The following is a 12,952-nucleotide window of genomic DNA, read 5'->3' on the forward strand; positions in this document are numbered from 1 at the left end:
GCGCGGACGTCGGGACCCCTTTTACAATCGGCCGAAGCTGCCGCGGCCGTGCTTCGTCCGCGTCGTCTGTTCAAAGAGCGTTCCTCTAAATCCAGGAGACGAGCATGTCCGCTGTACCCGACGAAGTCATGAAATATGTCGCTGCCGAAAAAGACGACGATCCCCAGGAAACCGGCGAATGGCTGGAAGCGCTGGATGGCGTGATTTCTGCTGTGGGCCCCGATCGCGCCCACTACCTGATCGAGAAACAGATCGAATTCGCCCGCGTGCATGGCGAACATCTGCCGTTCTCGGCTAATACCCCGTACATCAACACGATTCCGGTTGCGCGCCAGGCGAAGATTCCCGGCGACCAGGACATCGAGCACCGTATCCGTTCGTACACCCGTTGGAACGCCATTGCCATGGTGCTGCGCGCCGGCAAGGACACCAACGTCGGCGGCCACATCGCTTCGTTCGCGTCGGCAGCCACTTTGTACGACGTCGGCTACAACCATTTCTGGCACGCTCCGTCGCCCGAACATGGCGGCGACCTGATTTTCGTGCAGGGCCATTCGTCGCCGGGTGTGTACTCGCGCGCCTTCCTGCTCGGCCGTTTGACCGAAAACCAGCTCGACAACTTCCGTCAGGAAGTGGGCGGCGAGGGCATCTCGTCGTACCCGCATCCGTGGCTGATGCCTGACTTCTGGCAGTTCCCGACCGTGTCGATGGGCCTCGGCCCGATCATGGCGATCTACCAGGCGCGCTTCATGAAGTACATGCACGCGCGCGGTATCGCGAAGACCACGGGCCGCAAGGTCTGGGCCTTCCTCGGCGACGGCGAAACGGACGAACCGGAATCGCTCGGCGCGATCGGCATGGCCGGCCGCGAACGCCTCGACAACCTGGTGTTCGTGATCAACTGTAACCTGCAGCGCCTCGATGGCCCGGTGCGCGGTAACGGCAAGATCATCCAGGAACTCGAAAGCGAATTCCGCGGCGCCGGCTGGAACGTCATCAAGGTGGTGTGGGGCAGCCGCTGGGATGCGCTGTTCCAACGCGACAAGTCGGGCGCGCTGATGCGCCGCATGATGGACGTCGTCGACGGCGAATACCAGACGTACAAGTCGGAGTCGGGCGCGTATGTGCGCGAACACTTCTTCAACACGCCGGAACTGAAGGCGCTGGTCGCCGAATGGTCCGACGAGGACATCTGGAACCTGAACCGCGGCGGCCACGATCCGCACAAGATCTACGCGGCGTTCACCGAAGCGTCGAATTCGCAAGGCCAGCCGACCGTCATTCTCGCGAAGACGATCAAGGGCTACGGCATGGGCGAAGCTGGCCAGGCGATGAACATCACCCACCAGCAGAAGAAGCTGCATGTCGATCAGCTGAAGAAATTCCGCGATCAGTTCCGTCTGCCGATCACCGACGAAGACCTCGTCAACGTGCCGTACCTCAAGTTCGAAGAAGGTTCGAAGGAACTCGAGTACATGCGCGCTCGCCGCCAGGACCTGGGCGGTTATCTGCCGGCGCGCCGTCAGAAGGCGGAGTCGCTGCCGGTGCCGGCACTGACCGCATTCGAGCCGCTGCTCAAGGGCACGGGCGAAGGCCGCGAGATCTCCACGACGATGGCGTTCGTGCGGATCCTGAACATCCTGCTGAAGGACAAGGCCCTCGGCAAGCGCATCGTGCCGATCGTGCCGGACGAGTCGCGTACCTTCGGTATGGAAGGTCTGTTCCGCCAGATCGGTATCTGGAATCAGGACGGCCAGAAGTACGTGCCGGAAGATTCCGACCAGCTGATGTTCTACCGCGAGTCGGAAACCGGTCAGATTCTGCAGGAAGGCATCAACGAAGCCGGTGGTATGGCGGACTGGATCGCTGCCGCGACGTCGTACTCGACGCACGGCGAGACCATGATCCCGTTCTACATCTTCTACTCGATGTTCGGCTTCCAGCGTATCGGCGACCTGTGCTGGGCCGCGGGCGACATGCGTTCGCGCGGCTTCCTGCTGGGTGGCACGGCGGGCCGTACGACGCTGAACGGCGAAGGTCTGCAACACGAAGACGGCCACTCGCTGCTGTGGGCCGCTTCGGTGCCGAACTGCATCAGCTATGACCCGACGTTCGGTTACGAACTCGCCGTCATCGTGCAGGACGGCCTGCAACGCATGGTCGCGGATCAGGAAGACGTGTACTACTACATCACGGTGATGAACGAAAACTACGAGCACCCGGCGATTCCGCAGGGCGACGCTGTAGCGGCCGACATCATCAAGGGCATGTACGCGTTCAGCAAGGCGGAAGCCGATGCGAAGGCGCCGCGCGTTCAGCTGATGGGCGCAGGCACGATCTTCAATGAAGTGATCGCCGCCGCCACCCTGCTGAAGAACGACTGGGGCGTCGCCGCCGACCTGTGGAGCGTGCCGAGCTTCACCGAACTCGCGCGCGAAGGCCACGAAGTGCAGCGCTACAACCTGCTGCACCCGAACGAAGAAAAGAAGCTCTCGCACGTCGAGAAGCTGCTCAAGGACGCACAAGGCCCGGTCATCGCATCGACCGACTACGTGCGCGCGCTGACCGAGCAGATCCGCGCGTTCGTGCCGCAGAAATTCGTCGTGCTGGGCACGGACGGCTACGGCCGTTCGGACACGCGTGAAAAGCTGCGTCACTTCTTCGAAGTCGACCGCTACTGGGTCACGGTTGCCGCGTTGAATGCACTGGCAGATGAAGGCACGATCGAACGCAAGGTCGTCGCCGAGGCGCTCAAGAAGTACAACCTTGATCCCGCCAAACCCAACCCGATGACCGTCTAAGGCATCCTTCCCCGTGTGCCACGGCGTGCGCGCCTGCTCCTGATTGCCAGGGGCAGGCTGCGTGCGCGGCCCAGGAGACACTAACAATGAGTCAAGCGATCGAAGTCAAGGTGCCGGACATCGGCGATTACAAGGACATTCCTGTGATCGAGGTGCTGGTGAAGGCGGGTGATACCGTCGAGAAAGAGCAATCGCTCGTTACGCTGGAATCCGATAAAGCGACCATGGACGTGCCGAGCTCGGCCGCCGGCGTCGTCAAGGAAGTGAAGGTCAAGGTCGGCGACAACGTGTCGGAAGGCGTGTTGATCGTCGTGCTGGAAGCGGCTGAAGGTGGTGCGGCGGCTCCGGCACCGGCACCGGCTGCTGCGCCGGCTCCGGCGCCCGCACCGGCTGCTGCGCCTGCGCCGGCCGCCGCGCCTGCTGCAAGCGGTGGCGGTCTGCAGGATGTGAAGGTCCCGGATATCGGCGACTACAAAGACATTCCCGTGATCGAAGTCTCGGTGAAGGTCGGCGATCGCGTCGAGAAAGAGCAGTCGCTGGTGACGCTCGAATCCGATAAGGCGACCATGGACGTGCCGAGCTCGGTCGCCGGCGTCGTCAAGGAAGTGAAGGTCAAGGTCGGTGACAACGTGTCGGAAGGCTCGGTGATCGTGGTGGTCGAAGCCGACGGCGGCGCGGCTGCCCCGGCTGCGGCGCCCGCGCCGAAGCAGGCCGTCGAGAAGCCGTCCGACGCGCCGGCCACGCCGTCGCCCGCACCGGCGCAACCGTCGGCGCTGGCTCAGGCACCGGTGATTCAGGCTGGCGAAGGTTCGCGTCACGCGAGCCACGCGTCGCCGTCGGTGCGCAAGTTCTCGCGCGAGCTCGGCGTGGACGTCGCGCAGGTGCAAGGCACGGGTCCGAAGGGTCGTATTACGCAAGCCGACGTCACCGCGTTCATCAAGGGTGTGATGACCGGTCAGCGTGCTGCGCCGGCGGGTGCTGCTGCACCGGCTGCCGCAGGTGGCGGCGAGCTGAATCTGCTGCCGTGGCCGAAGGTCGACTTCACGAAGTTCGGTCCGGTCGATCCGAAGCCGCTGTCGCGTATCAAGAAGATCTCGGGCGCGAACCTGCATCGCAACTGGGTCATGATTCCGCACGTCACGAACAATGACGAAGCGGATATCACCGAGCTCGAAGCGCTGCGCGTGCAGTTGAACAAGGAAAACGAAAAGTCGGGCGTCAAGATCACGATGCTGGCTTTCGTCATCAAGGCGGTCGTCTCCGCTTTGAAGCAGTTCCCGACGTTCAATGCCAGCCTCGACGGCGATAACCTGGTGTTCAAGCAGTACTTCCATATCGGATTTGCTGCTGATACGCCGAATGGGTTGGTCGTTCCTGTTATTCGTGATGCCGACAAGAAGGGTCTGGTCGAGATCGCCAAGGAAATGACCGAGCTGTCCAAGGCCGCTCGTGACGGCAAGTTGAAGCCGGATCAGATGCAAGGTGGGTGTTTCTCGATTTCGTCGCTGGGCGGGATCGGTGGCACCAACTTCACGCCGATTATCAATGCGCCTGAAGTCGCCATTCTCGGGTTGTCGCGTGGCGCGATGAAGCCGGTTTGGGATGGGAAACAGTTCGTTCCGCGTCTGGTCTTGCCGCTTTCTTTGTCGTATGACCATCGGGTTATTGATGGTGCTGCCGCGGCTCGGTTTAATGCGTATCTGGGTGCGATTCTTGCCGATTTTCGGCGTGTGATTCTTTGATTGGGTGATGTTGTGTGTGGGGCGCGGGGTGTTGTTGTCTGTTATCCGCGTCCCTCTGTAGAACCTGATTTCACGGCGGTCTATTAGCGTCGCCCCTGTGCGGGGCGGCACCTACTTTTCTTTGTCTTCCAAAGAAAAGTAGGCAAAAGAAAGGCGCGTCCTTGGGCGGACAGCAAAGGCTGATTCTGTCCTCGGCGTTGCTAGCTTTTAGGCTGCTTTTTCTTGGGTTCTTTCCTCATCACCGATCAATAAGAGAAGGGGACACTATGAGTCTCGTCGAAGTTAAAGTGCCGGATATCGGTGACTTCAAAGACGTCGATGTCATCGAAGTCAATATCAAACCGGGCGATGTCATCGAGAACGAACAAGCTCTCATGACCCTCGAGTCCGATAAAGCCTCCATCGAAGTGCCCAGCGATACCGCCGGCACCGTCAAGGAAGTTCGCGTCAAAGCCGGTGACAAAGTCTCACAAGGTACCGTGATCGCTTTGGTTGAATCCTCCGCCGATGCGGCGCCCGCGAAAGATGCACCTAAGGCTCCCGCGAAAGAACCCGAGAAGGCACCCGCTCAAGCCGAAGCGAAGCCGCAAGCAGCGCAAGCTGCCGCTGCACCGAAGGCCGCTGCGCCCGCTCCGCAAGCAGGGAGCTTCTCCGGTAGCGCCGATATCGAATGCGACATGCTCGTGCTCGGTTCAGGCCCCGGTGGTTATTCGGCGGCGTTCCGCTCGGCCGATCTGGGTATGAAGACGGTGCTCGTCGAGCGTTATTCGACGCTCGGTGGCGTCTGTCTGAATGTCGGCTGTATTCCGTCGAAAGCGCTGTTGCACACAGCGCTCGTCATGGACGAGGCCGAAGCGCTCGGCGCGCACGGTATCACGTTCGCCAAGCCGCAGATCGATCTCGACAAGCTGCGTGACTTCAAGTCGGGCGTCGTCAAGAAGCTCACCGGCGGTCTCGCCGGCATGGCCAAGGCGCGTAAGGTCGAAGTCGTGACGGGCAACGGCGCGTTCGTCGATCCGAATCACATGGAAGTGCAGACGGAAGCGGGCAAGAAAGTCGTCAAGTTCAAGCAGGCGATCATCGCCGCGGGCTCGGAAGCGGTGAAGCTGCCGTTCATTCCGGAAGATCCGCGTGTGATCGACTCGACCGGGGCGCTCGAATTGCGCCAGATTCCGCAACGCATGCTGGTGATCGGCGGCGGCATCATCGGGCTGGAAATGGCCACGGTGTACGCGACCCTCGGCGCGAAAATCGACGTGGTCGAAATGCTCGACGGTCTGATGGCCGGCGCGGATCGCGATCTGGTCAAGGTCTGGGAAAAGTACAACAGCAAGCGTTTCGCCAACGTCATGCTGAAGACCAAAACCACCGCGGCGGAAGCGAAAGACGACGGCATCTACGTGTCGTTCGAAGGCGAAAAAGCCCCGGCCGAAGCGCAACGCTACGACCTCGTGCTGGTCGCCGTCGGCCGTACGCCGAACGGCAAGAAGATCGGCGCGGATAAGGCCGGCGTCGCCGTGACGGATCGCGGCTTTATCGACGTCGACAAGCAGATGCGCACCAACGTGCCGCATATCTTCGCAATCGGCGATATCGTCGGTCAGCCGATGCTCGCGCACAAAGCCGTGCACGAAGGTCACGTCGCCGCCGAAGTCGCTCACGGCGAAAAGGCGTACTTCGATGCGCTGCAGATTCCGTCGGTGGCCTACACCGATCCGGAAGTCGCTTGGGCCGGCAAGACGGAAGACCAGTTGAAGGCCGCCGGCATCAAGTTCGGCAAGGCGGTGTTCCCGTGGGCCGCGTCTGGCCGCGCAATCGCCAACGGCCGCGACGAAGGCTTCACGAAGCTGCTGTTCGACGAGGAAACGCATCGCGTGATCGGCGGCGGTATCGTCGGTCTGAATGCGGGCGACCTGATCAGCGAAGTCTGTCTCGCGATCGAAATGGGAGCGGATGCAACGGATATCGGTAAAACGATTCACCCGCATCCGACACTCGGCGAATCGGTCGGCATGGCCGCCGAGTTGTACGAAGGCGTCTGTACCGACCTGCCGCCGGTGAAAAAGAAGTAAGGCGGTTCGGTTCGCCTGCGTCATGCAGGCGAGCTCGATAAAGCTCAAGCCAATGAAAAAACGGCGCGCCCCGCAAAGGGCGCGCCGTTTTCTTTTGAGCACGTACTCACTACCAGTCACACACCGGTACCGCGTTGCCGTTCAACCGCCGTGACACCGTTCTACGCTGAACGCCAGGCCAAGCGCCAAAAAAAATCCCGGCCATTCGCCGGGCAAACGATACGTCGTTCAACGTATCGGAGCGTCCAGCCAGTTAACACCGTGTGAGCGGCAACGGCGCGACGCTGTTGCTTAAGATAACGCCGGCGCCGCGAAAGAGCGGGGGCCGGCGTGTAGTGCTACGAATGCTGTCTGAAACGAGTGCTGCCTGAAACTTAGACCGTCTTCTTGGCCGAGCGCGATGCTTGTGCAGCGGCTTGCGAAGCTGCCTTCGAAGCGGCCGTTGCGGCTGCATTGAAGTTGCTTTCGGCGATTTCAACAGCTTGCTTCGTCGCCTTGTGAACCGTTTCGTACGTCGTGTTAGCGGCGGTGATCGCCGACTTGATCACGGCGACAGCCGTTTCCGAACCAGCCGGTGCGTTCTTCGCAACGTTCTCGACGAGCGCCTGAACCTTGCGGTTTTGCTCTTCGAATTGCGCTTCAGCGACGCGGGTGAATTCACCTTGCGTTGCCGAGACGATTTCATACACGTGACGGCCGTACGACAGCGCCTTTTCAGCAACCGGTTGCGCGAGGCTAGCTTGCAGTGCCAACAGTTCCTGGCCGTCTTTGACCGACAGCGCGCGTTGGGCATTTTCCTGACTTTCCGCAATCGTCGACTTCACGACTTGCAGGTTCAGCTCAACCAGCTTTTCGACGCCTTCAAATGCCTTGGTCGTCAGGCCGAACAGCGTTTCAAAGTTGGCTTTCTGGGCTGCAGCGAATTGCTCAGGGGTCAGCAGAGTCATGGTTTACGCTCCTGGATTGCGGTCTGTCTGTGCGGACCGCTTTGGGTAAGTGGCGAGACGCCTTGAAGCTCGTCCCCCCGAACCGCGATGTATTGTGCATCGCAGCAATGGTTCCCATTTTAGGATGGCTGCGGCGAATGTCAAGCCCTTTTTGTGCGCCGCACAATATTAAGAAAGTGTTGATAAAACAATGCCTTATGCGGACAGCATGACGATCGTATGACGCAAGTTAAATTGACTGTCGCACCGCGCTGGTGCGCGATAGATCCGCATTTGTTACCGATCCCATGAGGTGTTTTGACTATCCGGAAGCGAAGAATGGTGCGAGGCGGTAACATCTGATCTGTGACAAAAAATCGTCAAATAACAATTCGATGTAAACCGGAAACTGTCACGGAACGTTAATGCGCTATGCGTGTCGAATGCGCGTTGGCGGTTTCCAGCAGGCGTTTAACAGCGCTTCAGCGAGACCCCAGCGACGTTTCATTGCACGGGCAATGCGTCACCCGCCTGTGCTCTGACCGTATTTCCCCTGATCAAGGTTGTCTCGATATTGCCGTTATGCTGGAAGAATCATCTCGATTCGAGTGCATGGCGGCGACGACGGGGCGATGCCCGGTAGCGATTGTTTTTTTCGATCGACCGGTGGCACTTATTTGTGTTTTCGCGATCGGAGCTTACAAGCCGGTTTAAGGAGCGCGTATAAGTGCTTAAAATTGCTAATTTTTCGTTGTTTTACTACACTTGCGGAAACCTCTCGCCGCTCCCTACCGAACACCCATGAAAACCGACATGTTTTCGTCGCTAAAAGTGATCCACGGCGCGGCCCGCAGCACCGCTCTGTCGGTGGCCGCCTCCATGGTCATCGCAGCGGCGTTCGCCACGCCCGTGAGCGCTTTTGCCGCCACACCCGCCGCAGCACCAGCAAAAATTACCAAACACGCTAAAACCGCCAAGAAGCCGGCCGCCGCTACCGCCAAGGTGGCGAGCAAGTCGGCCAAGGCCGGTAAAGGCGCGGCCGTGAAGGCCGTCGCCGCGGACGACGACGCGCTCCGCGCGAGCGTCAAGCGCAAGCGCGTGACGTACACGTCGAATGGCCGCCGTCATACGGTGGTGCGCCGCGTCGCGTACGAACCGCGTCAGCCGACCGTCGGCCAGGCATTTGGTCTGCACGAAACGCCGGACGCGCTGATGCTGCGCTCGAGCGTCGCGTACGTAATCGATCAGAATTCCGGCGAGTCGCTGTTCGACAAGAACTCGCGCGCCGTGGTGCCGATCGCGTCGATCACCAAGCTGATGACGTCGATGGTCGTGCTCGATTCGAAAGAGCCGATGACCGACCAGATCGAAGTCACCGACGAAGACCGCGACTACGAGAAGAACACCGGCTCGCGTCTGTCGGTGGGCTCGGTGCTGTCGCGTGAAGACATGCTGCATATCGCGCTGATGGCGTCGGAAAACCGTGCCGCCGCCGCGTTGTCGCGTTATTTCCCGGGCGGCCGCCCGGCCTTCCTCGCGGCAATGAACGCGAAGGCCAAGCAACTCGGCATGACCGACACCCACTTTGAAAACCCCACGGGTTTGACGAGCCAGAACGTGTCGAGCGCGCGCGACCTCGTGAAGATGGTCAACGCGGCGTATCAATATCCGCTGATCCGCAAGTTCTCGACCGATCACAGCTACGAGGTGTACACCGGCAAGCGTTCACTGGCGTACAACAGCACCAATGCACTGGTGCGTAACCCGACGTGGGACATCGGTCTGCAGAAGACCGGCTTCATCAACGAAGCAGGCGAGTGTCTGGTGATGCAGGCGACCATTCACGGCCGTCCGATGATCATGGTGCTGCTCGACTCGTCGGGTAAGTACTCGCGTTTCGCGGACGCGACGCGTCTGCGCACGTGGCTGGACAACGGCGGCGATCAGGCGCGTATTACCAGCGCGGATGCCGGCGGTCCGGGCACCTGAAGCGGTTCAGTGGTCGGTTCTTCGTGAGCCGGCCGCGCCATAAAAAAGCCTCGCAGCATGCATGTGCTGCGAGGCTTTATTCTATCCTGCGTTTCGGCGCGAGCGAGTTACCGAAGACTCACGCGTGATGGCCGTGCGAATGGTCCTGCGGGATCTGCGGCCGATACCCGAGCGACGCGGAAATCAGCAGCGCGGTCTGGCTGAGCTGGCCGAGCCATGAATCCTGCAGACGATCCGCCGGCGCGGACAGCGACAGCCCGGCGACCAGCTTGCCGGTGTCGTCGTAAATGCCGGCCGCGATACAGCGCACGCCCAGTTCCAGTTCTTCGTTGTCGCGCGCGGAGGCTTGCTGGCGCACGATCGAGAGTTCACGTTCGAGTTTCGTCAGATCCGTGATGCTGTTCTGCGTGTGGCCCGACAGACCGGTGCGTGTGGCGTAAGCGCGCACGCGGGTCGATTCGTCGGCGGCGAGGAACAGTTTGCCGACTGAGGTCAGATGCAGCGGCGCCCGTCCGCCGATCGCCCGCACCACCTGCATGCCCGAGCGCTCGGAATAGGCGCGCTCGATGTACACGATCTCGTCGCCCTGGCGCACCGACAGATTCACCGTTTGTCCCGTCTGGCGATGCAGTTCGCGCATCGGCGTGAGCGCTGCGTCGCGCACCGATAGCCGCGCCTTCACCAGATTGCCCAATTCGAGCAGGCGCATGCCGAGACGGTACGTGCCGGGGTCCGAGCGGTCGACCAGCCGGCACATCACCATATCGTTCAGGATGCGGTGCGCGGTGGACGGATGCAGTTCCGTACGGATGGCGAGTTGTTTCAGGCTGACCGGGTCGCTGTGCGCGGCGAGGGCGTCGAGCAAGCGCATCATGCGTTCGATCACCTGGATCGAAGTTTTGGGATCCGGGTTCGTGTCGCTCATGGGAGGAATCGGTTGACGCGTCAAACAGCGGAAATTGATTGTATCTCGTATTGTGAAAAAAGCGAACGCGGCTGGAAAACCTATTCCAATTTAACGCGTCATTCGTCTTATGGCTTCCGGCCGTTGGTATTGTCCGCCAAACAGCGGATAATCAGGCACGTTTTCCCGAAGGAGGGCTCATGCGAGTCGGATTGTTCGTCACCTGCCTGATCGACCTGATGCGGCCCGAAATCGGTTTTTCAGTGATCAAGCTGATCGAAGGCGCCGGTTTCGAGGTGATCGTGCCGCCCGCGCAAACCTGCTGCGGGCAGCCGGCGTACAACTCGGGGGAACGGCGTATCGCGCGCGACCTGGCCGAAAAAACGCTGCGCGAGTTCGAGCAGTTCGACTATGTCGTCGTGCCGTCCGGCTCGTGCGGCGGCATGATCCGCGCACACTACGGCGACCTCTTCGCCGACGACCCCGAGATGATGAACCGCTTCGGCCGGTTGCGCGCCAAGGTGTTCGAGCTCACGGATTTCCTCGTCAACGTCGCCAAGGTGCAGTTGCAGCCGGGCGAGTTCGCGGGCCAGGTGACTTATCACGATTCCTGTTCCGGCCTGCGCGAACTCGGCGTCAAGGCCCAGCCGCGCGCGCTGTTGGAGCAGGTGGGCGTGGCCGTGACGGAAATGAAGGATTGCGAGCACTGCTGCGGCTTCGGCGGCACGTTCGCGGTCAAGTACGGCGATATTTCCACGGCGATCGTCGACGAAAAATGCGCGAATATCAGCGCGAGCGGCGCGGGCACGGTGGTGCTCGGCGACCTCGGCTGCATGCTCAATATAGAAGGCCGTCTGCGGCGCACCGGCGATTCCACGACGCGGGTGCTGCACATCGCGCAGGTGTTGGCCGGCGACGTGTAAAGGCGCCGGCGGCGTAGCGCGTGATCGACCGCGCTGCGCACTGCGTCGTTTCGCATCATTCTTTTCATGCACTTCGTTTCGCGCGCGTCGGTGTGCGCGTTCCGATTCGCGTTCTGATTCGCTTACGCATAAGGCGGCCATGCAAGTTCAATCGATGCAATTCAAGGCGCGCGCGGGGCAAAAACTCGCCGACCAGCGTCTGCAGCAGAACCTGACCAAGCTGTCGACCAAGTTCGTCTCGGCACGCGCCACGGCCATGAACGCGATCGACTTTCCGGCTACGCGCGCCGCGCTCAAGGAGCGCCGTGACCGCGCGCTGGAGAACCTCGACGTATGGCTCGAAACGTTCGAGCGCGAGGCCAGCCGGCGCGGCGTGACGGTGCTGTTTGCCGAGACGACGCAGGAGGCCGCGCGGCTCGTCGGCGATATTGCGCGCCGGCATGACGTAAAGAAGGTGATCAAGACGAAGTCGATGGTCACCGAGGAAATGCGCCTGAACGAAGTGCTCGGCCAGATGGGCGTGGAGTCGATCGAAACCGATCTCGGCGAGTACATCCTGCAGATCAACGGCAACGAGCCGCCGAGCCACATCATCGCGCCGGTCGTCCATAAGGATAAGGACGAGATCGCCGACCTGTTCGCGAAGACACACGGCCGGCCGCGTCTGACTGAAGTCACCGACATGACGCGGGAAGCGCGCGAGGTGCTGCGTCCACATTTCATGACGGCGGACATGGGCGTGACGGGCGGCAACTTCGTGGTGGCGGAAACCGGCTCGGTCGCGCTCGTCACGAACGAGGGCAACGAAGGCATGTGCACGGTGATGCCGCGCGTGCACGTTGCCGTCACGGGTATCGAGAAAGTGTTGCCGACGCTCGAAGATCTGGCGACGGCGATGCGTCTGTTGCCGCGCTCCGCGACCGGGCAGGCTACGTCGAACTATTTTTCCGTGCTGACCGGACCGCGCGGCGAAGGCGACCAGGACGGCCCCGAGCACATGTATGTGGTGCTGGTGGACGGTGGCCGCACGGGGCTGATCGGCGGCGACTTTCAGGAGATGCTGCGCTGTATTCGCTGCGGCGCGTGTATGAACCATTGTCCGGTTTATCAGAAGGTAGGCGGACACGCGTACGGCTGGGTCTATCCCGGTCCGATGGGCTCGGTGTTGACGCCGAGTTACGTGGGCATCGACAAGGCGCTCGATTTGCCGCAGGCCGCGACGTTATGCGGCGAGTGCAATAGCGTGTGTCCGGTGGGCATTCCGTTGTCGGACCTGCTGCGCAAATTGCGCGAGAAACAGGTCGAGCGGCGGCTGCGGCCGTGGAAGGAGCGGGCGGGGCTGGCGGTGTGGGGTTTTCTGGCGCTGCATCCGGACGCTTATGCGCTTTTCACCAAGCTGGCCGTGCGGGTGCTGGAGCGGATGGGCGGTAGAAATCGTTCGATCGCGAAGCTGCCGTTGGGCGGCGCCGGCTGGACCAATACACGCGATATGCCGGCGCCGGTGGGGCGTACGTTCAGGGAGTTGTACGCGGCGCAGCGCAGTCATATTGGGTGAGGCGGGGCAGGCCTGCACTCGTTGCCGGCCCGGCCACTTT

The 12,952-nt window shown here is 61.3% G+C and carries 8 protein-coding genes; 6 read left to right on the forward strand and 2 right to left on the reverse strand.

The window, feature by feature from the left end:
- The first annotated feature begins 104 nt into the window (after window positions 1-104).
- From aceE to lpdA, 3 genes are all read left to right on the forward strand, one after another.
- Window positions 105-2,801 carry a pyruvate dehydrogenase (acetyl-transferring), homodimeric type gene (gene aceE, locus GGD40_RS20315; protein ID WP_179703824.1) on the forward strand — a complete coding sequence of 899 codons (2,697 nt, stop codon included), beginning with the start codon at window positions 105-107 and terminating at the stop codon, window positions 2,799-2,801.
- A gap of 86 nt (window positions 2,802-2,887) precedes the next feature.
- Complete coding sequence (gene aceF, locus GGD40_RS20320) at window positions 2,888-4,543, forward strand: dihydrolipoyllysine-residue acetyltransferase (RefSeq protein ID WP_179744693.1); 1,656 nt, start codon at window positions 2,888-2,890, stop codon at window positions 4,541-4,543.
- A gap of 266 nt (window positions 4,544-4,809) precedes the next feature.
- Window positions 4,810-6,615, forward strand: coding sequence for a dihydrolipoyl dehydrogenase (gene lpdA, locus GGD40_RS20325; RefSeq protein WP_179744694.1), 1,806 nt, complete (start codon window positions 4,810-4,812; stop codon window positions 6,613-6,615).
- A gap of 374 nt (window positions 6,616-6,989) precedes the next feature.
- Here the strand turns inward: lpdA and GGD40_RS20330 are convergent, their stop codons facing one another.
- Entirely contained in the window at window positions 6,990-7,562 is a 573-nt protein-coding gene (locus GGD40_RS20330) for a phasin family protein (protein ID WP_179703826.1), read from the reverse strand.
- Window positions 7,563-8,342: 780 nt separating this feature from the next.
- Here GGD40_RS20330 and pbpG point away from each other — a divergent pair.
- Entirely contained in the window at window positions 8,343-9,530 is a 1,188-nt protein-coding gene (gene pbpG / locus GGD40_RS20335) for a D-alanyl-D-alanine endopeptidase (RefSeq protein WP_179744695.1), read from the forward strand.
- Between the two features lie 118 nt (window positions 9,531-9,648).
- Here pbpG and GGD40_RS20340 read toward each other — a convergent pair whose 3' ends face one another.
- Window positions 9,649-10,455: an IclR family transcriptional regulator gene (locus GGD40_RS20340; RefSeq protein ID WP_179703828.1), complete on the reverse strand. Its 807-nt coding sequence runs from the start codon at window positions 10,453-10,455 to the stop codon at window positions 9,649-9,651.
- A gap of 179 nt (window positions 10,456-10,634) precedes the next feature.
- Between GGD40_RS20340 and GGD40_RS20345 the strand changes: the two genes are divergently transcribed.
- On the forward strand, window positions 10,635-11,357 hold the full coding sequence (locus tag GGD40_RS20345) for a (Fe-S)-binding protein (RefSeq protein WP_179703829.1): 723 nt from the start codon (window positions 10,635-10,637) through the stop codon (window positions 11,355-11,357).
- A gap of 139 nt (window positions 11,358-11,496) precedes the next feature.
- Complete coding sequence (locus GGD40_RS20350) at window positions 11,497-12,912, forward strand: lactate utilization protein B (protein ID WP_179744696.1); 1,416 nt, start codon at window positions 11,497-11,499, stop codon at window positions 12,910-12,912.
- Window positions 12,913-12,952: the final 40 nt, after the last annotated feature.

This window comes from Paraburkholderia bryophila, from assembly GCF_013409255.1.
Classification (GTDB): domain Bacteria; phylum Pseudomonadota; class Gammaproteobacteria; order Burkholderiales; family Burkholderiaceae; genus Paraburkholderia.

What these genes read in the sequence shown, in the direction of transcription:
- aceE (WP_179703824.1), top strand. Translation starts at nt 105, where the DNA reads ATGTCCGCTGTACCCGACGAAGTCATGAAATATGTCGCTGCCGAAAAA.
- aceF (WP_179744693.1), top strand. Translation starts at nt 2,888, where the DNA reads ATGAGTCAAGCGATCGAAGTCAAGGTGCCGGACATCGGCGATTACAAG.
- lpdA (WP_179744694.1), top strand. Translation starts at nt 4,810, where the DNA reads ATGAGTCTCGTCGAAGTTAAAGTGCCGGATATCGGTGACTTCAAAGAC.
- GGD40_RS20330 (WP_179703826.1), bottom strand. Translation starts at nt 7,562, where the DNA reads ATGACTCTGCTGACCCCTGAGCAATTCGCTGCAGCCCAGAAAGCCAAC.
- pbpG (WP_179744695.1), top strand. Translation starts at nt 8,343, where the DNA reads ATGAAAACCGACATGTTTTCGTCGCTAAAAGTGATCCACGGCGCGGCC.
- GGD40_RS20340 (WP_179703828.1), bottom strand. Translation starts at nt 10,455, where the DNA reads ATGAGCGACACGAACCCGGATCCCAAAACTTCGATCCAGGTGATCGAA.
- GGD40_RS20345 (WP_179703829.1), top strand. Translation starts at nt 10,635, where the DNA reads ATGCGAGTCGGATTGTTCGTCACCTGCCTGATCGACCTGATGCGGCCC.
- GGD40_RS20350 (WP_179744696.1), top strand. Translation starts at nt 11,497, where the DNA reads ATGCAAGTTCAATCGATGCAATTCAAGGCGCGCGCGGGGCAAAAACTC.